Raw genomic sequence first — 25,435 nt, 5'->3', positions numbered from 1 at the left:
CGGTGGTTTTGGTGGATAACAATGCTCAATAAATACCCCCTGTGGAAGAACCTGCTTATCGTGGCGGTTCTGGGGATTGGTTTGCTGTATGCCTCGCCGAATTTGTACCGGCCAGACCCTGCGGTACAGATCTCTGGTGAAAGCAGCGGTACGCAAATTTCTGCCCGGGAAATCGATAAAATCACGGCGGCGTTGACGGCGGCCGATATCGACCATTTTGGCGCTGAAGCCGATACCACTGGCAAAAGTGGTTTGGTGCGGCTCCGCCATGCTGACGACCAGCTCCACGCGCAGAAATTAATTCAGCGCGCCTTGGGTGATGGCTATGTGGTCGCCCTCAATATGGCCTCAAACACGCCTGACTGGCTGAGCGGACTCGGGGCCGGTGCAATGAAGCTGGGGCTTGACCTCAGTGGTGGTGTGCACTTTTTGCTTGAAGTCGACACCGACGCCGCCATTGCTACCCGTCTGGAGCATTACAGCACCGGCATTAAAAAGAAGCTGCGTGAAGAGCGTATTCGCGGCTTTGTGCGTTTGGGTGAGCAGGGCATTATTCGCGGTAAATTCAGCAGTGAAGAGAATCGCGACAAAGCCTTAAGTGTGATTCGCAAGGAATATACCGAGCTTACCGCCCAGCGCGTTTCAGCCCCGGAAGGGGAGGAGGCGTTTTATCTCGAGGCGCTGCTTTCTGAAACCAAACGCAAAGAGATTGAAGACTACGCCGTGGGTCAAAACCTGACCACGCTGCGCAACCGCGTCAATGAATTGGGTGTATCAGAGCCCTTGGTTCAGCGCCAGGGGCGCAACCGCATTGTTGTGGAATTACCCGGTATTCAGGATACCGCAGAAGCCAAGCGAATTTTGGGTAAAACGGCGAACCTGGAGTTCCGGCTTGAGGCGCGCTACGACGCCGAGCCCTCTGATCGGGAACAATTTAATTTCCGCAACCCCGGTCGCGGTGAGCCCAACGCCTGGTTGGAGCGCGAAGTGGTGATCACCGGTGAGCGTGTTGCCAACGCCCAAGCCAGCTTCGATGAAAACGGCATGCCTCAGGTAAGCATTACCCTGGACAGCGAGGGCGGCGCATTGATGCACCGTGTTACCCGCCACAATATCAACCGCCGTTTGGGTGTGCTGTTTATTGAGCGCAAGAGCCGCACGCGTTATGAAACCAATGCCGCCGGGGAAGAGCAGGTTGTTCGTGTTCCCTACGACGAGAAAAAAATCATTTCTCTGGCAACCATTCGCGATGCGCTGGGCGTCCAGTTCCGTATTACTGGCCTCGATGCGCCTGGTGAGGCTACTGAATTGGCGCTGTTACTCCGCGCAGGCGCCCTGGCCGCACCGATCGATTTTGTTGAAGAGCGAACGGTAGGTCCATCACTCGGGGCAGAGAATATCTCTAAAGGCCTGTTGTCGGTGCAGATCGGTCTCGCTGCGGTAGCGCTGTTCATGCTGGTTTACTACCGCGTGTTCGGCATTATCGCCGTGGTGGCGCTGGCCTTTAATATCGTGTTGCTTGTTGGCGCCATGTCGCTGCTGGGCGCAACGCTAACCCTGCCGGGTATTGCGGGTATCGTCCTTACCGTGGGTATGGCGGTGGATGCCAATGTGTTGATCTTCTCGCGAATACGCGAGGAAATTGCCGAAGGGGCATCGCCGCAGCACGCCATTAATGCGGGCTACGGCCGAGCCTTCGTCACAATCATGGACGCCAATATTACCACCCTGCTGGTGGCGGTGATCCTCTATGCGGTGGGCACTGGCCCAGTGCGCGGCTTTGCCGTAACCCTGTCACTGGGCATCGTGACGTCGATGTTCACGGCGATCATGGGAACGCGTGCAATTGTGAATCTGATCTACGGCCGCCGCCGTGTCAGCAAACTGGCAATATAAGGAAGGGCCCATGTCAGAGGAAAAGAAATTTATCCGTTTTATGAGTGCCCGCAAAGTGGCGGCGGCATTCTCGTTGGCGGCCGTGCTTGCCTCCATATTGTTGATTGCCGTGAAGGGGCTGAACTTCGGTTTGGACTTCACCGGCGGTACATTGATCGAAGTGATCTATGAGGAATCGGTGCCCTTGCAAGAGGTGCGCAATACGCTGGAAACCAATGGCTTTGAGAGTGCCATCGTTGTCAATTTTGGCTCAGATACCGATGTGCTTGTGCGACTGCCCCAGGGCTTGAGCCCCACGCTGGGCGAGCAAGTGTTGTCGGCGCTGCGCGCGGACAGCCCGTATGATGTGGAGCTGCGCCGTATTGAGTTTGTTGGCCCACAAGTCGGTGAAGAGCTGCGTGAACAAGGTGGCCTGGCAGTATTGCTGGCGCTGATTGTGGTGCTGATTTACGTGGCAATGCGCTTCCAGATGAAGTTTGCCTTTGGCGCCGTATTGGCATTGGCGCACGATGTGGTCATCACCTTGGGCGTGTTTTCGCTGGTCGGTTGGGATTTCGACTTAACGGTCTTGGCGGCCGTACTGGCGGTTATTGGTTATTCCTTGAATGACTCCATTGTTGTTGCCGACCGGATTCGCGAGAACCTGCGCGGTATGCGCGGATACTCCCCGGTGGATATCGTCAATATCTCGCTTACCGATACGCTTGGCCGTACGTTGGTGACCTCGGGTACCACCTTGATGGTGCTGGTGGCTCTGGCGCTGGTGGGAGGTGAAATGATCCATAGCTTTGCACTGGCATTGCTGGTCGGTGTGGGTGTGGGTACCTATTCGTCGGTATTTATTGTTGCGAGCTTGTTGGTGGCAATGAAGATCAGTCCAGAGGATTTGGTGGTGCCGGAGAAAGAGGGCGCCGAGCTGGACGAACTGCCGTAGCAATATTGCGGTATTTACGGCAAATAAAAAGGGCGCAGTTAGCGCCCTTTTTGGTTTTTACAATAGCTGGTAGCGACTAGCGAATGTGCTCAAGCGGTGGCTTTACTGCCTGTAGCAAGCCTTTTAGACACTTCGGATTGGCGGCCACGATGTTGCCGCTCTCCAGGTAGTTGCCACCGCCTTGGAAGTCGCTAATCAGACCACCGGCCTCGCGAACCAACAGCACGCCAGCAGCAATATCCCACTTGCTCAGGCCGATTTCCCAGAAGCCATCCAGGCGACCCGCAGCAACATAGGCCAGGTCGAGAGCAGCTGAACCCGCGCGGCGGATTCCCGCGGTTTCGCGCGCGACGGCTTCCAGGCTCTTCATGTAAGCAGCGATATGCTGTTCACTGCGCGACTTAAATGGAATACCGGTACCGATCAGGGTGCCTTCCAGGCTGGCGGCCATTGTCACGCGGACTCGACGACCATTTAATTGGGCGCCGCGGCCACGGCTGGCGGTAAATTCTTCGCGGCGGATCGGGTCCAGGACAACGGCGTGCTCAATCTGCCCTTGATGAAGGCAGGCGATCGAGATGCAGTAGTGCGGGATGCCGCGCACGAAGTTCGTGGTGCCATCGATGGGGTCGATAATCCACAAATAATCGCTGTCGGGGTTACCGGTTTCGCCGCTCTCTTCACCGAGAAAGCGGTGCTCGGGGTAGGCTTTTTGGAGGTGGTAGATGATTTCCTGTTCGGCCTTGCGGTCGATTTCGGTAACAAAATCATTCTCGCCCTTTGATTCAATTTTCAGGCGGTCAATCTGCTCGGCGGCGCGGGCGACCAGATCACCGGCCTTGCGCGCGGCGCGCAGGGCGATATTCAACATGGGTTGCATAGAACTAAGACCTTGAATGTGCAAGCAATTAGCCGGGCAGTATAACAGAGCATACGCCTGGCTCAGAGGCCTAATTTCATTGTCTAGGTCGATCCATGCTGTTAAACTGAGCGCCCATCATATAGGGGCCTTTAAAGCATCGCTTTTTTGAGTCCTGCACCCTTACTAGCTCGATATATAGGCATCACATGGCGCGTTTCATCTTCGTCACTGGCGGCGTTGTTTCTTCTCTTGGCAAAGGTATTGCCTCTGCATCGCTCGGGGCGATTCTCGAAGCGCGTGGGCTGAAAGTAACCCTGCTGAAATTGGACCCCTACATCAACGTGGATCCAGGCACCATGAGCCCGTTTCAACACGGCGAGGTGTTCGTAACTGAAGATGGCGCAGAGACCGATTTGGATCTTGGCCACTACGAGCGTTTTGTTCGTGCAAAAATGAACAAGCGTAATAATTTCACCACCGGCCGCGTTTACGAAACCGTATTGCGCAAGGAGCGCCGCGGCGACTACCTGGGTGGCACGGTGCAGGTGATCCCCCATGTTACCGACGAGATCAAGCGCCGCGTCATTGCGGGTGCTGGTGATGCAGATGTCGCCATTGTCGAAATAGGCGGCACCGTTGGTGATATTGAAGGCCTGCCGTTCTTCGAAGCAGCTCGTCAGCTGAAAATAGAGCTGGGGGCCAAGCGCGCGATGCTGATGCACCTGACGCTGGTGCCTTATATTGCGACAGCCGGTGAGACCAAAACCAAGCCAACTCAACACTCGGTGAAGGAATTGCGCTCTATTGGTCTGCAGCCAGACGTATTGCTTTGCCGCTCAGATCACGAAATCGACCTCAGCAGCCGTCACAAGATTGCTCTGTTTACCAATGTGGAGTCGCGCGCGGTTATTCCTTTGCGCGATGTGGATTCCATCTACCGTATTCCCTCGTTGCTGTCTGCGGAAGGCCTAGATGACTTAGTGGTTGAGCGCTTTGGCCTCGATTGCCCTCAGGCCGACCTGTCGGAGTGGGATAGCGTTATCGACGGTGACTTGCATCAGGATCAGAGCCTGACCATCGCGATGGTGGGCAAGTATATGGAGCTGCTCGACGCGTATAAGTCGCTGAACGAGGCTCTGAAGCACGCCGGTATTCACACGCGCACCAAGGTCAATGTGCGCTATATCGACTCCGAAACCATCGAGACCGAAGGTGTTGATGCGCTGAAGGATGTCGACGGTATTCTTGTACCGGGTGGATTTGGTAATCGCGGCGTCGAAGGTAAAATTCGCACTGTTCAGTACGCCCGCGAAAATAACATTCCCTACTTGGGCATCTGCCTGGGTATGCAAGTTGCCGTTATTGAATTCGCGCGCAATGTCCTGGGTATCAGCGATGCCAACAGCAGTGAATTCGTTGAAGATGGCGCCAACCCGGTTGTTGGTCTGATCACCGAATGGGTAACCTCTGAAGGCGAAACGGAGCAGCGCGACGCTGAATCCGACCTGGGGGGAACCATGCGCTTGGGTGCTCAGATGTGCCACCTCAGCGACGGCTCGTTGGCGAAGGAGATATACGGCGCCGCGCAAATTACCGAGCGTCATCGCCACCGCTATGAGGTGAATAATAATTACGTTCAGGCTCTGCAGGATAATGGCCTGCGCATTGGTGGCTGGTCGGCCGATAAGAGCTTGGTCGAAGTGGTTGAAGTGGCGGACCACCCCTGGTTTGTCGCCTGCCAGTTCCACCCGGAATTTACCTCGACACCGCGCGACGGTCACCCGTTGTTCACCGGTTTCGTGCGTGCTGCCCTGAAGCACCAGCAGGCGTAATGATCGCGCCCGCGCCCCTAACTAAAAACATGGTGGTGCGGGATGCGCGCCGCCTTGCAAGCGGAGTTCCCTATGCAGGATAAACATCTCAACGTTGCTGGCTTGGATGTGGGCAATGATCTGCCCTTCGTGCTTTTCGGTGGTATGAATGTACTGGAGTCGCGAGACCTGGCCATGCGCGTGGCGGAGGCCTACGTGGAGGTGTGCGCCGAGCTGGGTATTCCCTATGTTTTCAAGGCGTCTTTCGATAAAGCCAATCGATCTTCCATTCATTCTTACCGCGGCCCCGGTATGGATGAAGGTTTAAAAATCTTTGAAGAGATCAAGCGCAGCTTTAATGTGCCGGTGATCACCGACATTCACGAAATTCACCAGGCAGCGCCGGTGGCTAAGGTTTGCGATGTTATTCAGCTGCCAGCCTTTCTCGCCCGGCAAACTGATTTGGTTGCGGCGATGGCGGCAACCGATGCGGTGATTAATATCAAAAAGCCGCAGTTCCTGAGCCCCGCGCAAATGAAGAATATCGTCGAGAAATTTGCGGAATGTGGCAACGAAAAAGTCATGCTGTGCGAGCGCGGCAGTAATTTTGGCTATGACAATCTGGTTGTCGATATGCTGGGTTTTCGCACCATGCGTGAAGTCAGTGGCGGCGCGCCGTTAATTTTTGACGTTACCCACGCCCTGCAGTGTCGCGACCCGATGGGCGCGGCCTCCGGTGGTCGCCGTCACCAGGTTGCGGAGCTGGGTCGGGCGGGGATGAGCCAGGGGCTGGCTGGGCTGTTTCTGGAGGCCCACCCGAATCCGGATCAAGCGTTATGCGATGGCCCCAGCGCGCTACCGCTGTCTGCACTGAAACCGTTTTTACAGCAAATGAAAGCAGTCGATGATCTTGTGAAGTCATTGCCGGCGCTGGACATTCGCTAAACCCTATTCATTTTTTAAAACAATAACGACGCTCGGCGTCGCGATACGACTTATAGGAAGGAGATCACCCCATGGCAGAAATCGTCGATATTAAGGCATACGAGGTACTGGATTCTCGCGGTAACCCCACCGTGGAGGCAGACGTTGTGTTGGCCTCTGGGGCAGTAGGTAGTGCCTGTGCGCCCTCTGGTGCATCGACGGGATCACGTGAAGCCCTCGAACTGCGTGACGGCGATAAGTCGCGTTACCTGGGTAAGGGTGTGACCAAAGCCGTCGCGAATATCAATACCGATATTCGCGATCTGTTGATGGGGATGGATGCCGAAGATCAGCGTGCGATCGACAAAGCGATGATCGACGCCGACGGTACCGAGAACAAAGCGAAGTTTGGCGCCAACGCGATTTTGGCAGTCTCTCTGGCGGCTGCAAAGGCGGTTGCGGCAGAGAAAGGTATTCCGCTTTACCAACGCATTGCACAAATTAACGGTACGGAAGGCCAGTACACCATGCCGGTGCCGATGATGAACATTTTGAATGGCGGCGAGCACGCGGATAACAACGTCGACATTCAGGAATTCATGATTCAGCCCGTTGCAGCGCCGACGTTTGCGGAAGCCCTGCGCATTGGCGCTGAAATCTTCCATGCATTGAAAAAGGTGCTTGCCGGCCGTGGTCTCAGCACCGCTGTGGGTGATGAAGGCGGTTTTGCTCCCAACTTGCCCTCGAACGAAGCGGCTCTGGAAGTGATTGCAGAGGCGGTTTCTAACGCCGGTTACACCCTTGGCGAAGACGTGACTCTGGCGCTGGATTGCGCGGCCTCTGAATTTTACAAAGACGGTAAGTACAAGCTTAGCGGCGAAGGTAAAGAGTTTGATGCCGCCGGCTTTGCCGCCTATCTGGACGGCTTGTCTCAGCGCTACCCCATTATTTCTATCGAAGACGGTATGGATGAAAGCGATTGGGACGGCTGGGCCGCACTGACTGAGCTAACCGGTGAGCGTGTGCAACTGGTGGGCGACGACCTGTTTGTGACCAATACCAGCATCTTGAAGCGCGGTATCGATAACAACATCGCCAACTCAATTTTGATTAAATTCAACCAAATCGGCTCGCTGAGCGAGACACTGGATGCAATCAAAATGGCAAAAGATGCCGGTTACACGGCTGTGATTTCTCACCGCAGCGGTGAGACAGAAGACACCACGATTGCCGATTTGGCGGTTGCAACCTCTGCTGGCCAGATCAAAACCGGATCACTGTGTCGCTCTGACCGCGTTGCTAAGTACAACCGCTTGCTTCGTATTGAAGCAGAACTCGGCGCAGCCTATCGCGGTCGCGATGAGTTCCGCGCCTGATCGCACTGTGTACGTGTGCTCAGAGGCAAACGTGGTCTCTGAGCACCGACAAAGGATAAGCAATGACCCGCCGCCGATTGCTGCTACTGCTACTGGTATTACTGCTTGCGCTGCAATTGCGCCTGTGGAATGGCAGCGGCAGTTGGGAACAGATTGTTAGTCTGCGGCGGGAAATTGGCGATCAACAGCAACACAATACTGCGCTTCGGCAGCGCAATGATCGGCTGCTGGGCGAGGTACATAGCCTCAAGAATAACCTCGATAGCATCGAGGAGAGAGCCCGGAATGATATGGGGCTGATTCGCGAGGACGAAACGTTTTATCTCATCATAGAAGACTCACCGTGACACAGCGTTTGTGGGCCATTATTCCAGCGGCCGGCCGAGGCAGCCGTTTTGCCAGTGAGCGTCCCAAGCAGTACATGCCTCTCGCTGGTCGCACGGTTATCGAACACAGTGCATCAGCCCTGCTGGCTGAACCTCAAATATCAGCCGTGTTGTTTGCTCTCCACCCCAGTGACGAGCAGTTTTCGTCTCTACCCTTAAGCCATCACCCCCGGGTTCGGGCCGTCGTTGGCGGCAGTGAACGTGCTGACTCTGTGGAGATGGCACTGCTGACGCTGCGCGGTGAGGCCAGTGATGCAGATTGGGTGTTGGTGCACGATGCCGCGCGGCCCTGCCTGACGTCGGCCGATTTGTCGGCGCTGATTCAGGCTACGCTTTCTCAGCAGCGCGGTGGCCTGTTGGCGGCGCCGATTGTCGATACCGTAAAACGTGCGGGCCAAGCCAATGAGGTTGAAGAAACCCTGGACCGCAGCGGTTTGTGGCGCGCGCTAACGCCGCAGGTATTTCGCTATGGAGAACTGGTGTCCTCGCTGCGCTACTGCCGAGAGCACCGCTTGACGGTAACCGACGAAGCGTCTGCGATTGAACACTGTGGCGGCAGCGTACAGCTGGTGGCAGGCAGTGCCGCGAATATCAAGGTGACCTATCCCGAGGATTTAGCATTGGCGGAATTCTATTTGCAGGCGCAGTCGCGCGAAGGAGTGCGGTGATGAGTGGTGTGCGTATTGGTCACGGCTACGATGTTCATCGCTTTGGCAGCGGGGATCACATTGTTTTGTGCGGTATTCGGCTCGATCACCACCAAGGGCTGGAGGCGCATTCCGACGGTGATGTTGCCATTCACGCGCTCTGCGATGCGTTGCTCGGTGCCTTGGCACTGGGCGATATTGGTCAGCATTTTCCCGACTCCGATGCGGCATACAAGGGCGCCGATAGTGCTGAGCTGTTATCGCATTGTTACGCGCTGATAAAGCAGAAAGGCTATGTACTGGGAAATGCCGACATTACCATCGCTGCCCAGTCGCCAAAGCTCGCCCCGCACATCCCCGTTATGCGTCAGCGCCTTGCGAGCGTCCTGAATGTGGCGCTGGCTGATATTAGCGTGAAGGCAACCACGACTGAAAAACTTGGCTTCGTGGGCCGGGAAGAGGGCATTGCCGTTGACGCTGTTGTATTGCTTGAGCGCGATACCAATGCTGCCTGACTGGCCCACCTATCTCGGCGCTCCTCAGGCGCGCGGACGCCTGCGCAGCGTGCCCGAGGATTTTGAAGTCGAAGAACAGTTTGATGTTGAATTTAGCCTCGATGGTGAATTCGATTGGCTGTGGGTGGAGAAGCGTGGCAATAACACCGAGTATGTTGCCCGCCGTATCGCTGACCTAGCCGGTGTTTCCCTCAAAGCCGTTACCTATAGTGGATTGAAGGACCGACATGCCTTAACTCGGCAATGGTTCTGCGTTCATCTGCCGGGTAAGCAGGGGCGAGACTGGGACGATATTGCTGAGCTATCGGGCGACAGTTTTTGGAAGGTACAGCGCTGGGGGCGGCACCGGCAGAAACTGCGCCCTGGCAGTCACCGTGCCAATCGCTTTGTGATTCGCCTGCGCGAGGTGGTTGGTGACCGCGATGACATCGATCGCCGTCTGAAGATACTGTGCGCCGGCTACCCCAACTATTTCGGTGAACAGCGCTTTGGCCACGAGGGTGCGAATATCGAGCAGTGCCGCGCTTGGTTTGAGGGAGAGAGTAAACCTCAGCGATTTCAGCGAAGTATTTACCTGTCCTCGGCGCGCTCTTACCTGTTTAATGAGGTTTTGGCATTACGATTGCAGGCAGGAACGTGGCTATCGCCCTTAGAGGGTGAGCTATATAGCTTGCGCGACAGCGGCAGTGTTTTTGTGGCTGAGCCGGATGAGGATATCGAAAAACGCATCGCCGAGGGGGATATTCACCCCAGTGGCCCGTTGTTTGGCAAGGTGGCGCGCCACAGTGTTACCGCCGAGGTGGACGCCATTGAACAATCGGTGTTTGCTGCCCATAAAACGCTGTGCGACGGTTTACTGCGCCACGGCATGAAAATGGAGCGGCGCAGTCTGCGGGTTGTTCCAAAGGAATTATGCTGGCAGTGGTTAAGTGATGATCAGCTGCAGTTGCAGTTTTCACTGCCCAGTGGCTGTTTCGCTACAGCGCTTGTGAGAGAATTTATTAACGCCTGAAGGCCATAAAACAGAGAAGAGCAAAGGTGAGCAGTATTAACTTGCAAGGTATTGGGATGACGTCCCAGCGTACCCGGGATCGACTGATTGAGCGTTTGCGAGCGCAGGGCATTAGCAATCAAAAAGTTCTGGATACCATTCGCGCCACGCCGCGGCATATTTTCCTGGATGAAGCGCTGGCTCACCGCGCCTATGAGGACAGTTCGCTGCCGATAGGCTTCCAGCAAACCCTGTCTCAGCCCTATATTGTCGCCCGTATGACAGAGCTGTTATTGGCCAATGGCCCGCGTGAGCGCGTGCTGGAAGTGGGCACAGGATCGGGCTATCAAACAGCCATCCTGGCGCAACACGTCGGGCGCGTGTTCAGTGTTGAGCGTATCCGTCCCTTGCAAGAGAAAGCGCGTAAGCGCCTTCGCCATTTGGGCCTGCACAATGTGCATTTGCGCCATGCTGACGGCGGTATGGGCTGGCCTGAGCGTGGGCCCTTCGATGCGATACTCTCGGCGGCGGCGCCAGAGGTGGTGCCAGCTGAGTTATTAGAACAACTCGCGGTGGGCGGCAGGCTGGTTATTCCCGTCGGTGAACAGGGCAAACCGCAGAGTCTATATGTTTACGACCGCCACGAAGACGGCATTGAAGAGCAATGCATTGAGCCGGTGTTGTTCGTGCCCCTGGTGGGCGGTGTTGTCGCCTAAACGTGTTGCCAAATTCAATTAAGGAAGATGTATGAAGGGCTTTAGCGCCGGCGTGATGCTGCGCGGGGCGGCAATGGGTGCTGCCGATATTGTACCGGGAGTCTCGGGGGGAACGGTTGCCTTCATCACCGGTATTTACGACCAGCTGATTGAAAGTTTGAAAGCCTGCAACCTGCAGGCACTCAAGTTGTTGTTCACGCGTGGTCCGTCGGCGGCATGGCAGTACGTTAACGGCGGTTTTCTGCTGAGTTTATTGCTGGGAATCGCCATTAGTGTGTTGTCGCTGGCACGGGCGATATCCTGGGCTCTGGCTACTCATCCGCTATTGCTGGCAGCCTTCTTTTTCGGGTTGATTCTCGCGTCGGCATTGTTTGTCTACCAACAGATTCCCGGCCGGGGTCAGCCTGTTGGCTTTGTTGTACTGGGCTTGGTTTTCGCGCTGGTCATCTCCGCGCTGCGCCCGGCTGAGGTGCCGGTGAATATGCTGACCGTTTATGGCGCGGGTGCGGTGGCGATATGCGCGATGATCTTGCCGGGAATTTCAGGCAGTTTTATCCTGCTGTTGCTGGGGATGTATGAGCCCATTATCAATGCCATTAAGTCGATGGACCTTGGCATGATCGCGGTGTTCATGTTGGGTTGCGCCACGGGCCTGATGTTATTTGTGCGCCTGCTTAGCTACCTGATGCACACTCATCGGCGCTCGTTGCTGGCTACGCTGACGGGGATTCTGCTGGGATCATTGGCAGTGATCTGGCCGTGGAAGCTTTCCTCAGCGGGGCGGTTATTAACCGATGAGCACAGCGTCGATTGGCATAATGTCTTGCCCATGCAGTACGCTGAACAGGCGGACCCTCAGTGGTTGATGTGTGCGCTGCTGATGGCCGTGGGTTTCGCGACTGTCCTTTTGCTCGAACGCGTAGCCAGTAGAAATTGAGACTTTTTTAAGATTATTTTTACATAAGCCGAGGCGTTTAAATCACTGATAATAATCAAAACCCGCTTGACCCTGCTGCGGATAAAAAGAATCTTTTGTTCGCTTTAGGGTCAATGAGTCGTTGCCAATGACAAATTGCCACTGGAAAGCTCGCTATGAAGGTTCCGCGTCAGTGAAGAGGGTAGGATACACGCTGCTTGTGGCTGTGCTGTTGTTGGCGCTTGGCGCATGCAGTGCTCCCCATCGTGCTGCGCCGGTAGTTGACCGATACAACCCCTCAGAAAAACCGCCGCCCTATTATATTGTCAGCCGTGGTGACACCCTTTTTTCAATCGCATGGCGTTACGGCTTCGACGTTAAACGGTTAGCGAACGCTAACAACATTCGAGCGCCGTACACCATCTTCCCCGGCCAGGCGATCATGTTGAAAGAGCGTTATGCTGCGCCGTCCGCGCCGAAAAAAATCGCGGGGAAATCCGTTTCTTCACCCTCAGTAAAAACCCCTACGCCAACCGTAAAGCCTCAAAAAAAGACCATTGCGAAAAAGCCGTCGCCGCCGCGTAGCGCCGCGAAGGAGTCATGGCGCTGGCCGGTAAAGGGGCCGCTTACGCGAGGGTTTGTTGCGACCGGGCAGGCCCACAAGGGTATTGATATCAAAGGTAAAATGGGTGAGCCTGTAAGGGCATCGAAGAGTGGTGTTGTCGTTTATGCAGGCAGTGGCCTGGTCGGTTACGGCAACCTGCTTATATTGAAACACTCAGAGCGCTACTTAAGTGCCTACGGTCACAATCGGCGCTTGCTGGTAAAAGAGGGAGAGAGCGTTAACGCTGGGCAAACGATCGCTGAACTTGGCGATAGTGGTACGAACTCGGCGAAATTGCATTTTGAAGTTCGAATTGACGGAAAACCGGTTGATCCCTTGAAGCTGCTTCCGCGGCGTTAGAGTAGGAGGAGCAAGAGGGCGTCACCCAAGTCGAAACAATAACAATCTTGCATAAGGATTCGACGATGCGGGTATATGAATCGAACGGAAAAGCGTCGCGGCCTGTTAAGGGCGTGGCAGATACGGATATAGAAAAACAACAAGAATCCACAACTGAAAAAGGCATCAGTCGCTTAAAACGCAGTAAGCGCCACAGCGCTGAGTTAGATGTTACTCAGCTATACCTCAACGAAATCGGCTACTCGCCGTTACTCACTGCCGATGAAGAAGTCTATTACTCGCGCCTGGCTCGCAAAGGCGATGAGGCCGGTCGCAAGCGCATGATAGAGAGTAACCTGCGCTTGGTGGTGAAAATTGCCCGCCGCTATCTAAATCGAGGCCTTACTTTGCTCGACTTGGTGGAAGAGGGAAATTTGGGGCTTATTCGCGCCGTTGAGAAGTTTGACCCTGAGCGCGGCTTTCGTTTTTCTACCTATGCCACCTGGTGGATTCGCCAAACTATTGAGCGGGCGATTATGAATCAGACCCGCACGATTCGTTTGCCGATACACGTGGTAAAAGAGCTCAACAGTTATTTGCGTGCGGAGCGCGAGCTGAGCCAAAAGCTGGATCACATGCCCTCGCCGGAAGAAATGGCAAGGGAGCTGAATCGCCCTGTTGCCGAGGCCAAGCGCCTGTGTGGGCTAAAAGAGCGTGTGGCGTCGGTGGATGTGCCCCTGGCGCAGGACTCAGATCAAGTGCTGCTGGATACAATCGCTGACCACAACGCGCTAAACCCCAGTCAAATTCTGCAAAATGATGACCTCTCCGACAGCATTGACCACTGGCTCGATGAGCTGAGCGATAAGCAAAGAGAAGTGGTGGTAAGGCGATTTGGGTTGCGCGGCCACGAGGCGGCAACACTGGAAGAGGTCGGGCGTGAGATCGGCTTGACCCGCGAGCGGGTTCGGCAGATCCAGGTTGAGGCCTTAAAAAGCCTACGGGGCATGTTTGAAAGCAATGGCCTTAGCGCAAGTGCGCTGTTTGCCGACGAGCCCGACTGAGGGGGCTACTCTGACTTTGGAAAACACTCCCCCAGGCGGTAGCGCTTGAGGCCTTGAGTGTATTCCAGGCTGCGCTCCAGCATCGCTTGTGCCAGTTGTGTGCCTGAAATCGGCCGGTAGTTTTTTAAGCCCGGAAGGTGGCAGGCGGCTTCCATAAGCGGGGCGGAGAGTGATTCTGCCCAGCGGCGTTGGTCGCGAGCACCTGTTAGCAGCGACGGTTGAAATATGCTGGTGCTTGCGAAGTTAAGCGCAATGACCGCGTCCTCTAACTCGCCCTTCATTTGCATGTAGGCGCTAAGACTATCCGCATTCGCGCCCATGGCTGATACAAGCAAATAGTGTGGCACGCCCTGTTGGGCGGCTATTTGAGCGGCGCGAAGCTGATAATCCACGTCGACGCGACGCTGAGCGGCCAGTGAGCCCGCCTGCTTGCGCGTTGTCCCCAGGCAGGAAAATAGACAGTCGCCTTGAAACGCCTCTGCGTAATTTTCCAATTGCTCAAAATCAGCGTGACAATGCGTTAATTTGGGATGGTCGAGGTGGGGAGCCCGGCGACTGATGCAGCGCACGTTAGAGAATGCTGGGCTGTGAACCAAGAGTTCCAGCAACGCACTGCCAACCAGGCCTGTGCCACCGAGTACCACTGCGGTTTTATTCATTGATATGTCCCCGTTGATGGCTGGTTCCATTTACGCGCTTACAAAAAAGGCGGCCTGAAGGCCGCCTTTTTCTTTACTGCCTGGCACGATGCCTTAGGGCAGCAAGTGCTTAACGCCGTCGCGCTCTTCAGCCAACTCTTGCTCAGTCGCCTGCATTTTCGCACGGCTGAAATCGTTGACGTCAACGCCTTGAACGATCTCCCAGTCGCCGCCTTTGCAGCGGCAGGGGAAGGAGTAGATCAGGCCTTCTTGAATGCCGTAGCTACCGTCGCTGTATACGCCCATAGATACCCAGTCGTCGCCTTCAGTACCCAGTGCCCAGCTGCGCATGTGGTCGATAGCCGCATTGGCTGCTGACGCTGCAGAAGACGCACCGCGTGCCTTGATGATGGCTGCGCCACGCTGCTGAACCGTTGGGATGAAGTCGTTCTCCAGCCATTCTTGATCAACCAGGTCAGAGGCCGTTTCACCCGCAACTTTTGCGTTGAACAGATCCGGGTACTGAGTGGCAGAGTGGTTGCCCCAGATGGTCATGTTCGTTACGTCGTTAACGGTTTTGCCGGTTTTCTGAGCAATCTGCGTCATCGCGCGGTTGTGGTCCAGGCGAGTCATTGCAGTGAAGTTGCGCGGGTTGATAGAAGGCGCATTGCGCTGAGTGATCAGAGCGTTGGTGTTGGCAGGGTTGCCGACTACCAGTACTTTGATATCTTTGCTGGCATTTTCGTCGATCGCTTTACCCTGAACAGAGAAGATCGCGGCATTTGCTTCCAGCAGATCCTTGCGCTCCATGCCGGGGCCACGTGGGCGAGCGCCAACAAGCAGGGCGTAATCGCTGTCTTTGAAGCCAACATTGGGGTCGTCAGTGCAGACAACACCGCTCAGCAGTGGGAAGGCACAGTCTTCAAGCTCCATTTTTACGCCTTCCAGCGCGTCCAGAGCAGGAGTGATGTCCAGCAGTTGCAGAATGACGGGCTGATCGTCGCCCAGCATAGCGCCGGAAGCGATACGGAAAAGCAGTGCATAGCCAATCTGGCCTGCTGCACCGGTAACGGTGACACGAACGGGTTGTTTCATGGAGCGTTCCCTTTCTGGTAAGTGATCTGGTCTTAAGCCGGTTGTGAGCGGGTGCGACCGGACGTGGATTACACAATCCGGCATGCACCCGTGCCGGGGTCTGGCCGTGTAAAAATAACACCTCATGCCAGAAGATTTTGGCGCGCTAATAATAGACACCTAAGGCAAAGATTACCAGTCGCAGCGGCGTTTCCAACGCCGGAAGGGGAATTTTTCAAGCCTTTGTGGCTGATATTTAGCCAACTCTATATAATGCGCCGCTCGTCTTCGTTCACCGATACACAGGCAATAGCTATGTTTTCCGCTTCTGAAACCCCGAGTTCTGCGACGCCGGCAATGTCTAAGCTGGAATTTAACAAGTTGCAGAAGCGCCTTCGCCGCCACACCGGGCAGGCGATAGAGGATTTTCAGATGATCGAAGAGGGCGACCGGGTAATGGTTTGCCTGTCCGGTGGTAAAGACAGTTACACCATGCTCGATATCCTGATGAACCTGCAAAAGAGCGCACCGGTCTCCTTCGAGTTGATCGCGGTGAATATGGACCAGAAGCAGCCGGGTTTCCCTGAGCATGTTCTTCCCGAATACCTCGAGACGCTGGGTATCGAGTACTACATTGTTAACAAAGACACCTACTCAATCGTCAAAGAGAAAATCCCCGAGGGCAAGACCACCTGTGGGTTGTGTTCGCGACTCCGGCGGGGAACACTATACGGCTTTGCCGAGCAAATTGGCGCCACGAAAATCGCACTCGGACACCACAAAGACGATATCGTACAGACGCTGTTTTTAAATATGTTCTATGGCTCCAGGATGGCTGCGATGCCGCCAAAGCTGCTGTCTGACGACAAGCGCAACGTCATTATTCGTCCGCTGGCGTATTGCCGGGAGGCGGATATCGAACGCTTTTCAGCCTATAAAGCGTTCCCCATCATTCCCTGCAACCTCTGTGGTTCGCAAGAAAATCTGCAGCGCCAAAATATCCGCAAGATGCTTCTGGAGTGGGAAAAGCAGGATGGTAGCCGTATAGAGAAAATTTTCTCAGCAATGCAAAACATTGCTCCCTCACAGCTCGCAGATCGCGACTTGTTTGACTTTGCCAGCCTCAATATTGACCGCTCTGCCGAGCGTGAGGCTCACCCCTTTGACGCCGCCCAGAGCATTGATGCGGGTGGCCCTCAGTCCCTGCCTTTTGTCGAAGTGCGGCTGTAAGCTCAGCTGGCCTAAAACCTGCATTACAGTCAGTGTAGGCAGTAACTAGTCGCGTAAGTCATTGATAACCAATGTATATGCGCGGGTGCTACTGTCAATAATTTGACGAAACGGGTTTGAGTGGCTTTGAAAATCAGCGCTGTCAAAAAAATGACTGTTAGTGGAGGGGCTAGCCAATGGCAATAGCCCCGCGCGTGCTGATTACATTCCAGTTTTTCCTGCTGGTCGCATTGCTCGGCGGCGCAGCGGTCGCGGCGCTGCTCAGGCAGGCGGAGTGGCTCAGTGTGAGTCTGTTGTCCGGCGGCGCAAGCCTCGCCGTTGCGCTATTTATACAGCTTATGTCGCAGCCAGCGACCAAACCCCGAGTCAAAAAACATAAACGGGTCGACTACGGTGTTCATTTGCGTTTGCTGCGCACCACCGCTGAGGATGAACCAGCGCGTGTCGCGGCGGTGATTGATCACTGGCTGGACGGGCAAACCTCACAGTGCTCCCCCGAGCAAGCCGCCATGGTGCTAATGGCCCTGGAGGCGAAAGTTGCCGCAAGCGTGATGCGTGAATTCAGCCCGGAACGAATTCAAGCATTGACCGGCTATATGGCCACCCTGGCAACGCCGGATGCCGGGCAGCTAGCGCAATTACTGGCACGCTTTAACGACGATATGCTGCAGTTTTCCCTGGTGCGGCCCAGCCAGGCAGAAGATATTCGCGATTTGCTTGAGGAGGCCCTCGGTGAAGAGCGGGCGGCCCTAGTGAAAAGCAACCTGGCACTGCAGGGGCAGTCGCAGCAGATTGCTAAATTGAAGTGGTTGGCGGCAGATACCATAGCGGACATGCTTCGCAGGGAGCATCCGCAAATACAGGCCGTGCTGATCGCCTGTTTGGAGCCGGCGCAGGGGGCGGCCGTTATTACCTGTTTTGACCCCCAGCGACGCAGGGAGTTACTCAGCCGTTTGGCGTCGCTGCAGTCCCTGTCGACCGCTGCGTTGGCGGAATTGGATTGGTTGATTGAAGAATACTTGAACGCGCGTGGCCACAGTGGTCGCCGTTTAACCGGGGAAAGCCTGGCAGCCGCGCTGCTTAATGAGCTGGATGTTGCCGATGAAAGTGCGTTATTGGAGGGCTTGAGGGAGCATCGCCCAGGCCTGGCCGAGCGTGTTGAAGACCAGATGTTTGGGTTTGATCAGTTGCAGCGCTTGACGGAGGCCGATATGAAAAATCTGGTATCTCAGCTCAACCCGCAGACCGCGCTGCGTGCGCTTGAAGGCGCCACCGGTGAATTACGTGCGGCATTGCAAAACGCGTTGCAGAGTCAGCACCCTGAAGAGCGTCTGCTTGGGGAGCCCTCTAACGGCGAAGTAGAGCTCGCCAAACAGGAGCTTGTTGCCGCCGCTAAACGGCTGGCAGGTGTTGGCGAGATCGTGCTCGACAGTCGCAAATTATCACTTGGAAACTAACTAGCTTATTGGCTTTTGCAGGGATAGCTATGACAACAATTGACCAGCAACAATACGACGAACTTCGGCGGGTTATGGGCAGTGATATCGGTGTGTTGGTCGCGAGTTTTGAGCGCGATTGTCAGCAGCGTATCGCTGATGCGCAAGACGCCTTCGCCGCCAGCGACTTTGAGCGGCTACGACGCATTGCGCACACCTTAAAAGGGGGGGCATTAGGGATGGCTGCATTGGCTTTGGCTGAGGAGTGCAAGTGCCTGGAGGGTGCTGCAAAGGACACAGATTCCGCGGCGGCAAACCTGGCGCTTCGGCGTGTTGAGGAACATTTGGCAATAACACTTCGGGTACTCAGGGAGCGTTGTTAAGTGCGCGTCATTTTTTTGACTAACACAGGCTGGTGGTGGCCGAGGGTGCAGGGGCAGCAATGAAGGATTTGCTTTCTCAAGCAGAGATAGACGCGCTACTGGCCGCCGTGAAGGACGAGCCAGCGGTTCCGGGCATCGAGCCCAAGCCCAGCTATGCCCAGTTTGATCTGGCCAGTCGGCAGCAACCGAAGGCACGTCGTCTGCCGGGTTTAGAGCAACTGAGTAAGCGCTTTGCCGAACATTTTCGCAGTAGTTTGCTCGACGTGCTGGGGCAGGACGTCGATGTCAGCCTGCTGGAGCTACAATTCTCGCCCTACGCGGAATATCTTCATTCGCTGTATATCCCCTCAAGTATGAATTTAATGCGCGTAGAGCCGCTACTGGGTACGGCGATGATGGTCTTTGATGCGCGCTTGGTCTTTCGCTTAGTGGAAATCTACTTCGGCGGCAGTGAGGCCCAGGGTGTGCCGGATGGTCGCGATTTTAGCCCCTCCGAGCGGCGGCTGATCGGCAAGCTCCTCAGCCGCGCTCACGCTGACTTTGAAGAAGCGTGCAAGCCTGTTGCCGCACTGCAGTGTAAGCCGATGGGCACCGAGTTGAATCCCTCGCTGGCCAATATCGTTGGCGCGGCGGACACCGTTGTGGTTTGCCGTTTTCAATTGGATGCCGAGGGCGGTGGCGGTGGCGAGCTGCATATGTGTTTTCCTCTGGCAATGCTCGAGCCCTTGCGAGAGAGTCTCTCTCAGAGTGAGTTGGCGCAGAGCCGGGCACCCGACCCGCAGTGGCAAGGCGCCATGCAGCGCGCCGTGCTGGATACGCCACTGCCTACCCGCTGCGTGTTGGCAGATAAGGCGATGACACTGGGGCAGGTCGCCAATTTAAAAGTGGGGGATGTGCTGAGCTTGGGGAGTTGTCAGCAAGCCGAAATTCGCGCATCCGGCGTATCGCTACTCAAGGCCAGTGTCGGTATGAGCAAGGGACAGTTGGCGTTAAAAATAAAAGGGCGCACATAGCGTTTAAGGAGTGAGGCAATGACAGAGCCAGAAAACCTGCGGCGAGAGCGTGAGATGCTGCGTCAGCAAATAGAAGCGGAAGAGGGAGAGTCGTCTGGAGCGTCTGACCTGCTGGGGCAGGCCCGGCTTCGAGAGCGCACAGCGGCGGCGCCGGACCTCGATATGGTGATGGACATTCCCGTCCGCGTCACGCTGGAGGTGGGTGGCAGTGACATGGCCATTCGCGACCTGTTGCAACTTCAGCAGGGCGCGGTGGTGGAGTTGGACCGCCAAGCAGGTGAACCGCTGGATGTCCTCGTCAATGGTCGACTGATTGCGCGGGGAGAGGTGGTGGTGGTTGATGACAAACTCGGTATTCGGCTGACCGAGGTTGTGAGTGCCACCGAACGTTTGCAGTCGCTGCGATAGCTTATGAATAAACTGGTATTTGTTATTCCCGATGCAGCCTCACTGTCTGCACTGGAATGTTGGGCGCAGATGCAGTGTGAGCAGGGTTCGCACTGGCGCCTGCGACTGTGGGCGAGGGACGGGGCGCGTTCTCCGGCAGCGTCGTTGCCACATCTTAATGAGCTGCAGCTGAGCGATATTCCCGGGCTCAGCTGGCGTGGTGCAGTCTGGGCCGCCGTCATGTCAGCGGTGGTGGTTACCGTACTCTGGCCATATAGCCGCGAGCTCTCCGGGGCGATGCAGGCAGTGATTCGCTACGCTCTGCCCAGCGCGTTGATTTTCTTTGGGCTATGGTTGGGCGGTTTACTCGGCACCATGCGCGTAAATCCCGTGTATGAGGCGTACCGGGAAGCGTGGTCGAGTGCCAGCGGCCTGGTATTTGTTGATTGTCCCACGCTTCATCAGCGGCTGCTTAGACGCGAGCTGGCCCAAATCGGATTGCGATACCTCGATACCCGGCACCGCTATTTTGGTAGCTATCGATACCCGCAAAACTCCCTTACTGGGAGAGGAGCTTTATGACGGTTCAGGTTATTGGGGTAAGCGGCGGCAAAGGCGGGGTAGGAAAAACCAATGTCGCCATCAATACCGCTGTGGCGCTGGCGCACCAGGGTAAGCGTGTGGCTATTCTCGACGCCGACTTTGGCTTGGCAAATGTCGATGTTTTGTTGTCGCTGTCGGCCCCGCGGACTATTGAGCAGGTCCTTAGTGGCGAATGCTCACTGGAAGAAGCAATGATTAGCGGCCCCTCTGGTGTGCGCATTATCCCGGCGTCTTCCGGTGCCAGGCAGCTGACTCGTTTGAGTGAGTTGCAGCATGCTGGCGTGATCCGGGCGTTCAGTGATTTGGCTGCGCAGTTGGATGTATTGATCGTCGACACGGCAGCGGGGATCACCGACACCGTTTTAACCTTTACCAACGCCTGTCAGGAGGTGCTGGTGGTGGTCTGTAATGAGCCCTCGTCGCTGACCGATGCCTATGCGCTGATCAAATTACTGAATCGCGATTTCGGGCGCCAACGCTTCCGCATTCTGGCCAACATGGTTGGCGACGAAGATGAGGGGCGCGGCTTAGTGCAAAAGCTGGCAGGTGTCTGCGAGCAATTTCTAAGCGTCAGTCTCATCTACAGCGGCAGCATTCCTTTTGATCCGGCGCTCAGAGAGGCGGTGAAAAAGCAGCGGCCAGTGGTCGATTATGCCCCGAGTGCAACGGCCTCACGGGCGTTCCGAGACTTGGCGATGCGGGTAAGCGACTGGCCCTTGCCGCGCAAGCCGTCTGGGCAGCTTGCGTTTTTTCTGGAGAACCTGATTCAGCAGCCCGCTGGAATGGAGGCGCCGCATGAGTGATGAGCGCTCCCCCGATCCTTTTGCCAGCAGTGATGTCGGTAGCGACTCGCCCGCCCCAGGGGCGTCGTCCTTGCGCGATATCAGAATTCTGGTGGTCGAGGATTTCGCCACCATGCGTCGTGTGATGCGCAATCTGCTCAATGATCTGGGTTATGCGCGCATTAGTGAAGCTGATGATGGCAGCGTGGCATTGCCCATGCTTCACAACCAACACTTTGACTTAGTGATTACCGATCTGTTGATGCCTGAAATGGGAGGGCTGGAGCTGCTGCGGGTTATTCGCGCCGATAGTGCCTTGAGGCATATACCGGTGATGATCGTCACCGCTGATGCGCAGCGGGAAAAAATCCTCGCCGCCGCGCAGGCTGGGGTGGATGCCTATATCGTTAAGCCGTTTACGGCGGCAATGCTGGAAAACAAAATTCGTGAGCTGTTTTGCACGAATACGTCGAAAACATGACCATTTGATTACAAAATCGGCCCTTTGTGACCGGGCCAACAGTGTTACTGCAAGACTTTGCGCATAATTGCCAGCTATTACGAATCCGGATTCGCTGATCCAGCTGGCCTGAGATCAATAACAATAGAGTGCATACTGTGGACGCAAACGAACACGAAGGTATCCTGGCGATATTTTTGGCGGAAGCCGAGGATATTGTTAAGGGCTTGTTTGCGCAGCTGGAAGAGCTGCAGTACGGCTATGATGGCCAGCGAATACTGGATGATATCCACCGCGGCTTTCACACCCTCTATGGCGGCGCTGCCGTCCTGGAGCTGGTCGAGCTAACCGAGTGTGCGCGTTTAAGTGAACGCGTGATGGATAGGCTCAGAACGCGGCGAATTGCCCTTAGCCCGAGCCTGGTGTCATTGATTGTCGGCGCGACAAGCGCGATAGAAGTGATGTTGAGCCGGTTGATCAACCACCAAACTGTCAATCGCATTCCGGATGAGCTGAGAGAACGCCTGCTGAAGGCGGCAGGGCAGGCTGTTGACGAGTCGAAAACGAAGCAAGAGGGGCCAGCGCCGCGCAGTGGCGATGCCTTACTGGATGTGTTTTTCGACGCGGCAGCAGGAGGGCGGTCATCGGCAGTGAATACACGGCCTGCGGCCACTTCCGGTCGCGCGCCGCAATCCGATGCAAAATTGAACACCTTGCTGGATAGCCTGTATAGCCCAGCGACTTCGGTGGTAGACAAGGAATTGAAATCGGCACCCGCGGCGGCGCGTGTCAGCGAGCCGCAAATCAGTGACCTCGTCAGCGAATTGGCCTGGGTGCGCAATCGCTTGATGGGGTTCCGGGCTGAGAGTGAGGGCGACAAACTGAATAAGGCGTTAGCCTACCTCGACCTAGTGACCCAGGATATGGAGCGCTGGCTACAACGCCACCAATCCGGCGGTCAGTAATCATCACCGCGAAGTGGGTGCTCTTATCGGCCTGTCAGCGAAGCTGTTGCCGCTGCGACAAATTGCCGCGCCAGATTCCGGGCGAGGATTTCGATGTTATTTCGTATATACTTAGCCGCGTTTTAAATCGGACTGCCGCAATGCGGTGGCCTTGAGCAGCGAGAGTGAGTTTGTCGCCACCAGACCTCAAGTTACACAACCTATACAGCGAGCGAGATGAACGCGTATTGTTTGCGGGCTTGTCGCTGTCTGTTAGCGCTGGAGACGTTGTGCAACTGGCCGGCCCCAATGGCAGTGGCAAGACTACGTTGCTAAAGATTCTCGCCGGTTTGTCTTCGCGTTACGAGGGCGACATTTACTGGCGGGGTGAGAATTTGATCACCCGGCGCGAAGACTTTCGGCAGCACAGTTTGTACCTGGGACACGGCAGCGGTATCAAAGCGCAGCTGACCGCCCTGGAAAACCTGCGTTGGAGTTGTGCGGTGCGAGGGCAGCAGGTTGCCGACGCCGACTTGCATCGCGCCCTGACTAAAGTGGGGCTGGGGGAATTTATTCAGCAGCCCTGTTACAGCTTGTCTGCGGGTCAACAGCGACGTGTAAATCTGGCGCGACTTTTTTGCTGCCCGGCCCAGCTCTGGTTATTGGATGAGCCTTTCACTGCGATAGATCAGCGCGGTGTTGCGGAAATAGAGCAGTGGATCTGCGACTTTGCCGACAACGGGGGAATGGTGTTGTTAACCACTCACCACCCGCTGTCCTTGCCCCGTCCATTGCGCCGTATAGAACTGGGGGGGGGGTCGTGATCCCAATGGGCACTGGTGCGGTAATGTTTGCCGTGTTGCGACGCGACTTGCAGGCTGCGCTGCGACGCGGTAGCGAGTGGAGCAACCCTCTGCTGTTTTTCTTGATGGTTTGCAGCTTGTTCCCACTGGGTATCGGCCCCGAGCGTCAGCAATTGGCCGTGTTAGCACCGGGCATTATCTGGGTGGTGGCCTTGCTGGCGTCAATGATGGCAACAGATGGCCTGTTCCGCGGAGACTACGACGACGCGACCCTGGAGCAGCTCTTGTTGAGCCCGCTACCGCTGTACCCCCTGGTGCTGGCGAAGACCTTCGGTCACTGGCTGGTCAGTGGTTTGCCGCTGAGCCTGTTGTCGCCCTTGTTGGCAACCATCCTGCAGTTGCCCTCAGAGGGGCTTGCCGTATTGATGGTTAGCCTGCTGCTTGGCACGGCGGTATTGAGTTTTATCGGTGCGATTGGCGCCGCCTTGACGGTTGGCTTGCGCAAGGGGGGACTATTGCTGTCGTTGATTGTCTTACCCCTGTATATTCCGGTGTTGATTTTTGGCAGTGCAGCGGTGAAAAGCGCCATTGATGGCATGGCATATCTGCCGCCGCTGGCGGTGTTGGCGGCGCTGCTGATGGCGGCCCTCGCGTTGGCGCCGCTGGCTATTGGGGGCGCCCTGCGCATTAGCGTGGATCAGTAAGTATTGGTTTGAATTAAGGAAAGACTGGCTTTGGCAAATTGGCAATGGTTTCACAAATGGGGCTCCCCACGCTGGTTTTACCAATTTAGCGGGCGCCTGTTGCCTTGGTTGGCGATTCCCGCCTTGCTACTGCTTGTTGGGGGCTGTGTGTGGGGGCTCGCTTTTGTACCCGCTGATTTTAAGCAGGGTAATAGTTTCCGCATTATCTACATCCATGTTCCCGCCGCCGCCGTTGCGATGGGCGGCTATATGCTGATGGCAACCGCGGCTGCAGTACATTTGATATGGCGTATGAAGCTGGCGGCCATCGTCATGAAATCGGCGGCGCCGATTGGCGCGGCGCTAACGTTTCTTGCGCTGTTGACCGGCGCGGTGTGGGGAAAACCCACCTGGGGAACATGGTGGGTGTGGGATGCCCGCATCACGTCCGTATTGATTCTGTTTTTCCTGTATCTGGGTTTGATTGCTCTGCATCAAGCCTTTGAAAACCGCGACGCCGCTGCGCGCGCTTGCGCGGTGCTGGCAATTGTTGGCGCGGTGAACATCCCAATCATCTACTGGTCTGTGGAGTGGTGGTACAGCTTGCATCAGCCTGCCAGCATCAAGTTCGTCGGTGAATCAACGATTCACCCGACGATGTTGCGCCCGTTGATGGCCACGCTCAGTGGCATGTATCTGTTTTTTGGCTGGGTACTGTTGCTGTTCGTTCGCGCCGAGATTATTGAGCGAGAGAAAAATACCCGTTGGGTGCAAGCGTTGGTGAGTGACAAGTAAGGGGAGGTAGTAGTGGTATTTGCAAATCTTCAACAGCTTTGGCAAATGGATGGTCACGGCCCTTACGTGTGGTTCAGTTTTACCACCAGCGCGATCGTGTTGTGCGCTCTGGTATTTGAATCGCGGCGTCGCGGTCGCAATGCGCGAGCGCTAGCGGCAGCGGCGGCCCGCCGTCGTCGGGCTGAAAATCAGTTTTAAATTAATGCTACGGAGGCTGTAATGG

29 protein-coding genes are annotated in these 25,435 nt (G+C 55.9%); 26 read left to right on the top strand and 3 right to left on the bottom strand.

The features are described 5' to 3' along the window. Positions 1 to 21 precede the first annotated feature (21 nt). A complete protein-coding gene (gene secD, locus HNR64_RS06950) occupies positions 22 to 1,896 on the top strand; it encodes a protein translocase subunit SecD (RefSeq protein WP_204995804.1) in 1,875 nt (624 codons plus the stop codon). 10 nt (positions 1,897 to 1,906) lie between these two features. Then, complete coding sequence (gene secF, locus HNR64_RS06945) at positions 1,907 to 2,830, top strand: protein translocase subunit SecF (RefSeq protein ID WP_204995803.1); 924 nt, start codon at positions 1,907 to 1,909, stop codon at positions 2,828 to 2,830. A 76-nt stretch (positions 2,831 to 2,906) separates the two neighbouring features. On the opposite strand, the gene suhB is transcribed toward secF, so the two are convergent. Further along, the gene (gene suhB / locus HNR64_RS06940) at positions 2,907 to 3,710 is read right to left on the bottom strand and encodes an inositol-1-monophosphatase (RefSeq protein WP_204995802.1); all 804 of its coding nucleotides are present in this window, start codon (positions 3,708 to 3,710) and stop codon (positions 2,907 to 2,909) included. A 188-nt stretch (positions 3,711 to 3,898) separates the two neighbouring features. Here suhB and HNR64_RS06935 point away from each other — a divergent pair, with 188 nt between their 5' ends. The 11 genes from HNR64_RS06935 to rpoS all read left to right on the top strand — a co-directional run bounded on the left by HNR64_RS06935 (position 3,899) and on the right by rpoS (position 13,981). Then, positions 3,899 to 5,524, top strand: coding sequence for a CTP synthase (locus HNR64_RS06935; RefSeq protein ID WP_204995801.1), 1,626 nt, complete (start codon positions 3,899 to 3,901; stop codon positions 5,522 to 5,524). A 72-nt stretch (positions 5,525 to 5,596) separates the two neighbouring features. Next, positions 5,597 to 6,448: a 3-deoxy-8-phosphooctulonate synthase gene (gene kdsA / locus HNR64_RS06930; RefSeq protein WP_204995800.1), complete on the top strand. Its 852-nt coding sequence runs from the start codon at positions 5,597 to 5,599 to the stop codon at positions 6,446 to 6,448. Positions 6,449 to 6,519: 71 nt separating this feature from the next. Beyond that, positions 6,520 to 7,803 (top strand): phosphopyruvate hydratase, encoded by a 1,284-nt coding sequence (eno, locus tag HNR64_RS06925; protein ID WP_204995799.1) that lies wholly within the window; start codon positions 6,520 to 6,522, stop codon positions 7,801 to 7,803. 62 nt (positions 7,804 to 7,865) lie between these two features. Then, positions 7,866 to 8,150: a cell division protein FtsB gene (ftsB, locus tag HNR64_RS06920; protein WP_027875024.1), complete on the top strand. Its 285-nt coding sequence runs from the start codon at positions 7,866 to 7,868 to the stop codon at positions 8,148 to 8,150. Next, positions 8,147 to 8,857, top strand: coding sequence for a 2-C-methyl-D-erythritol 4-phosphate cytidylyltransferase (gene ispD, locus HNR64_RS06915; protein WP_204995798.1), 711 nt, complete (start codon positions 8,147 to 8,149; stop codon positions 8,855 to 8,857). The genes ftsB and ispD overlap by 4 nt, the downstream gene beginning before the upstream one ends. Further along, positions 8,857 to 9,351, top strand: coding sequence for a 2-C-methyl-D-erythritol 2,4-cyclodiphosphate synthase (gene ispF, locus HNR64_RS06910; protein ID WP_239547686.1), 495 nt, complete (start codon positions 8,857 to 8,859; stop codon positions 9,349 to 9,351). Before ispD ends, ispF begins: the two co-directional genes overlap by 1 nt. After that, on the top strand, positions 9,341 to 10,363 hold the full coding sequence (gene truD, locus HNR64_RS06905; protein WP_204995797.1) for a tRNA pseudouridine(13) synthase TruD: 1,023 nt from the start codon (positions 9,341 to 9,343) through the stop codon (positions 10,361 to 10,363). The genes ispF and truD overlap by 11 nt, the downstream gene beginning before the upstream one ends. A 56-nt stretch (positions 10,364 to 10,419) precedes the next feature. After that, entirely contained in the window at positions 10,420 to 11,058 is a 639-nt protein-coding gene (locus tag HNR64_RS06900; RefSeq protein ID WP_204996048.1) for a protein-L-isoaspartate(D-aspartate) O-methyltransferase, read from the top strand. 31 nt (positions 11,059 to 11,089) lie between these two features. After that, a complete protein-coding gene (locus HNR64_RS06895) occupies positions 11,090 to 11,995 on the top strand; it encodes a DUF368 domain-containing protein (protein ID WP_204995796.1) in 906 nt (301 codons plus the stop codon). A gap of 172 nt (positions 11,996 to 12,167) precedes the next feature. Beyond that, on the top strand, positions 12,168 to 12,938 hold the full coding sequence (locus HNR64_RS06890) for a peptidoglycan DD-metalloendopeptidase family protein (protein ID WP_338061826.1): 771 nt from the start codon (positions 12,168 to 12,170) through the stop codon (positions 12,936 to 12,938). Between the two features lie 65 nt (positions 12,939 to 13,003). Next, on the top strand, positions 13,004 to 13,981 hold the full coding sequence (rpoS, locus tag HNR64_RS06885; RefSeq protein ID WP_204995794.1) for an RNA polymerase sigma factor RpoS: 978 nt from the start codon (positions 13,004 to 13,006) through the stop codon (positions 13,979 to 13,981). A gap of 5 nt (positions 13,982 to 13,986) precedes the next feature. Here the strand turns inward: rpoS and HNR64_RS06880 are convergent, their stop codons facing one another. Further along, complete coding sequence (locus tag HNR64_RS06880) at positions 13,987 to 14,640, bottom strand: NAD(P)H-binding protein (protein ID WP_204995793.1); 654 nt, start codon at positions 14,638 to 14,640, stop codon at positions 13,987 to 13,989. 93 nt (positions 14,641 to 14,733) lie between these two features. Next, positions 14,734 to 15,714, bottom strand: a complete 981-nt coding sequence (locus HNR64_RS06875) for a malate dehydrogenase (RefSeq protein WP_204995792.1) — start codon at positions 15,712 to 15,714, stop codon at positions 14,734 to 14,736. Between the two features lie 336 nt (positions 15,715 to 16,050). Here HNR64_RS06875 and ttcA point away from each other — a divergent pair, with 336 nt between their 5' ends. The 13 genes from ttcA (at position 16,051) to ccmD (ending at position 25,410) form a co-directional block, all read left to right on the top strand. Then, the gene (ttcA, locus tag HNR64_RS06870) at positions 16,051 to 16,923 is read left to right on the top strand and encodes a tRNA 2-thiocytidine(32) synthetase TtcA (RefSeq protein ID WP_204996047.1); all 873 of its coding nucleotides are present in this window, start codon (positions 16,051 to 16,053) and stop codon (positions 16,921 to 16,923) included. 176 nt (positions 16,924 to 17,099) lie between these two features. Then, positions 17,100 to 18,380 carry a FliG C-terminal domain-containing protein gene (locus HNR64_RS06865; protein WP_204995791.1) on the top strand — a complete coding sequence of 427 codons (1,281 nt, stop codon included), beginning with the start codon at positions 17,100 to 17,102 and terminating at the stop codon, positions 18,378 to 18,380. 29 nt (positions 18,381 to 18,409) lie between these two features. Next, a complete protein-coding gene (locus tag HNR64_RS06860; RefSeq protein WP_204995790.1) occupies positions 18,410 to 18,742 on the top strand; it encodes an Hpt domain-containing protein in 333 nt (110 codons plus the stop codon). A gap of 59 nt (positions 18,743 to 18,801) precedes the next feature. Next, positions 18,802 to 19,755, top strand: a complete 954-nt coding sequence (fliM, locus tag HNR64_RS06855; RefSeq protein ID WP_204995789.1) for a flagellar motor switch protein FliM — start codon at positions 18,802 to 18,804, stop codon at positions 19,753 to 19,755. Between the two features lie 18 nt (positions 19,756 to 19,773). Then, a complete protein-coding gene (gene fliN, locus HNR64_RS17345) occupies positions 19,774 to 20,163 on the top strand; it encodes a flagellar motor switch protein FliN (protein WP_204995788.1) in 390 nt (129 codons plus the stop codon). 3 nt (positions 20,164 to 20,166) lie between these two features. Then, entirely contained in the window at positions 20,167 to 20,724 is a 558-nt protein-coding gene (locus tag HNR64_RS06845; protein ID WP_204995787.1) for a hypothetical protein, read from the top strand. Beyond that, complete coding sequence (locus HNR64_RS06840) at positions 20,721 to 21,548, top strand: MinD/ParA family ATP-binding protein (RefSeq protein WP_204995786.1); 828 nt, start codon at positions 20,721 to 20,723, stop codon at positions 21,546 to 21,548. Before HNR64_RS06845 ends, HNR64_RS06840 begins: the two co-directional genes overlap by 4 nt. A gap of 79 nt (positions 21,549 to 21,627) precedes the next feature. Further along, the gene (locus HNR64_RS06835) at positions 21,628 to 22,008 is read left to right on the top strand and encodes a response regulator (RefSeq protein ID WP_204996046.1); all 381 of its coding nucleotides are present in this window, start codon (positions 21,628 to 21,630) and stop codon (positions 22,006 to 22,008) included. Between the two features lie 137 nt (positions 22,009 to 22,145). Then, the gene (locus HNR64_RS06830) at positions 22,146 to 22,952 is read left to right on the top strand and encodes an Hpt domain-containing protein (RefSeq protein WP_204995785.1); all 807 of its coding nucleotides are present in this window, start codon (positions 22,146 to 22,148) and stop codon (positions 22,950 to 22,952) included. A 164-nt stretch (positions 22,953 to 23,116) separates the two neighbouring features. Then, entirely contained in the window at positions 23,117 to 23,755 is a 639-nt protein-coding gene (gene ccmA, locus HNR64_RS06825) for a cytochrome c biogenesis heme-transporting ATPase CcmA (RefSeq protein ID WP_338061825.1), read from the top strand. A gap of 5 nt (positions 23,756 to 23,760) precedes the next feature. Next, positions 23,761 to 24,438 (top strand): heme exporter protein CcmB, encoded by a 678-nt coding sequence (ccmB, locus tag HNR64_RS06820; RefSeq protein WP_204996045.1) that lies wholly within the window; start codon positions 23,761 to 23,763, stop codon positions 24,436 to 24,438. A 30-nt stretch (positions 24,439 to 24,468) separates the two neighbouring features. Beyond that, positions 24,469 to 25,212 (top strand): heme ABC transporter permease, encoded by a 744-nt coding sequence (locus HNR64_RS06815; RefSeq protein ID WP_204995784.1) that lies wholly within the window; start codon positions 24,469 to 24,471, stop codon positions 25,210 to 25,212. Positions 25,213 to 25,224: 12 nt separating this feature from the next. Then, positions 25,225 to 25,410, top strand: a complete 186-nt coding sequence (gene ccmD, locus HNR64_RS06810) for a heme exporter protein CcmD (RefSeq protein WP_204995783.1) — start codon at positions 25,225 to 25,227, stop codon at positions 25,408 to 25,410. Positions 25,411 to 25,435: the final 25 nt, after the last annotated feature.

The organism is Spongiibacter marinus (assembly GCF_016906995.1).
In the GTDB taxonomy this organism is placed as follows: domain Bacteria; phylum Pseudomonadota; class Gammaproteobacteria; order Pseudomonadales; family Spongiibacteraceae; genus Spongiibacter; species Spongiibacter marinus.
The sequence above is the reverse complement of the archived record's forward strand: the minus strand, read 5'-3'. Positions and strand labels throughout refer to the sequence as shown.

Coding starts and splice junctions, on each gene's coding strand:
- truD (WP_204995797.1), top strand. CDS start 9,341: ATGCTGCCTGACTGGCCCACCTATCTCGGCGCTCCTCAGGCGCGCGGA.
- kdsA (WP_204995800.1), top strand. CDS start 5,597: ATGCAGGATAAACATCTCAACGTTGCTGGCTTGGATGTGGGCAATGAT.
- HNR64_RS06875 (WP_204995792.1), bottom strand. CDS start 15,714: ATGAAACAACCCGTTCGTGTCACCGTTACCGGTGCAGCAGGCCAGATT.
- HNR64_RS06895 (WP_204995796.1), top strand. CDS start 11,090: ATGAAGGGCTTTAGCGCCGGCGTGATGCTGCGCGGGGCGGCAATGGGT.
- HNR64_RS06860 (WP_204995790.1), top strand. CDS start 18,410: ATGACAACAATTGACCAGCAACAATACGACGAACTTCGGCGGGTTATG.
- secD (WP_204995804.1), top strand. CDS start 22: ATGCTCAATAAATACCCCCTGTGGAAGAACCTGCTTATCGTGGCGGTT.
- ispF (WP_239547686.1), top strand. CDS start 8,857: ATGAGTGGTGTGCGTATTGGTCACGGCTACGATGTTCATCGCTTTGGC.
- suhB (WP_204995802.1), bottom strand. CDS start 3,710: ATGCAACCCATGTTGAATATCGCCCTGCGCGCCGCGCGCAAGGCCGGT.
- HNR64_RS06935 (WP_204995801.1), top strand. CDS start 3,899: ATGGCGCGTTTCATCTTCGTCACTGGCGGCGTTGTTTCTTCTCTTGGC.
- ttcA (WP_204996047.1), top strand. CDS start 16,051: ATGTCTAAGCTGGAATTTAACAAGTTGCAGAAGCGCCTTCGCCGCCAC.
- fliM (WP_204995789.1), top strand. CDS start 18,802: ATGAAGGATTTGCTTTCTCAAGCAGAGATAGACGCGCTACTGGCCGCC.
- HNR64_RS06865 (WP_204995791.1), top strand. CDS start 17,100: ATGGCAATAGCCCCGCGCGTGCTGATTACATTCCAGTTTTTCCTGCTG.
- eno (WP_204995799.1), top strand. CDS start 6,520: ATGGCAGAAATCGTCGATATTAAGGCATACGAGGTACTGGATTCTCGC.
- secF (WP_204995803.1), top strand. CDS start 1,907: ATGTCAGAGGAAAAGAAATTTATCCGTTTTATGAGTGCCCGCAAAGTG.
- ccmB (WP_204996045.1), top strand. CDS start 23,761: ATGGGCACTGGTGCGGTAATGTTTGCCGTGTTGCGACGCGACTTGCAG.
- HNR64_RS06840 (WP_204995786.1), top strand. CDS start 20,721: ATGACGGTTCAGGTTATTGGGGTAAGCGGCGGCAAAGGCGGGGTAGGA.
- fliN (WP_204995788.1), top strand. CDS start 19,774: ATGACAGAGCCAGAAAACCTGCGGCGAGAGCGTGAGATGCTGCGTCAG.
- HNR64_RS06880 (WP_204995793.1), bottom strand. CDS start 14,640: ATGAATAAAACCGCAGTGGTACTCGGTGGCACAGGCCTGGTTGGCAGT.
- rpoS (WP_204995794.1), top strand. CDS start 13,004: ATGCGGGTATATGAATCGAACGGAAAAGCGTCGCGGCCTGTTAAGGGC.
- HNR64_RS06845 (WP_204995787.1), top strand. CDS start 20,167: ATGAATAAACTGGTATTTGTTATTCCCGATGCAGCCTCACTGTCTGCA.
- ftsB (WP_027875024.1), top strand. CDS start 7,866: ATGACCCGCCGCCGATTGCTGCTACTGCTACTGGTATTACTGCTTGCG.
- HNR64_RS06900 (WP_204996048.1), top strand. CDS start 10,420: ATGACGTCCCAGCGTACCCGGGATCGACTGATTGAGCGTTTGCGAGCG.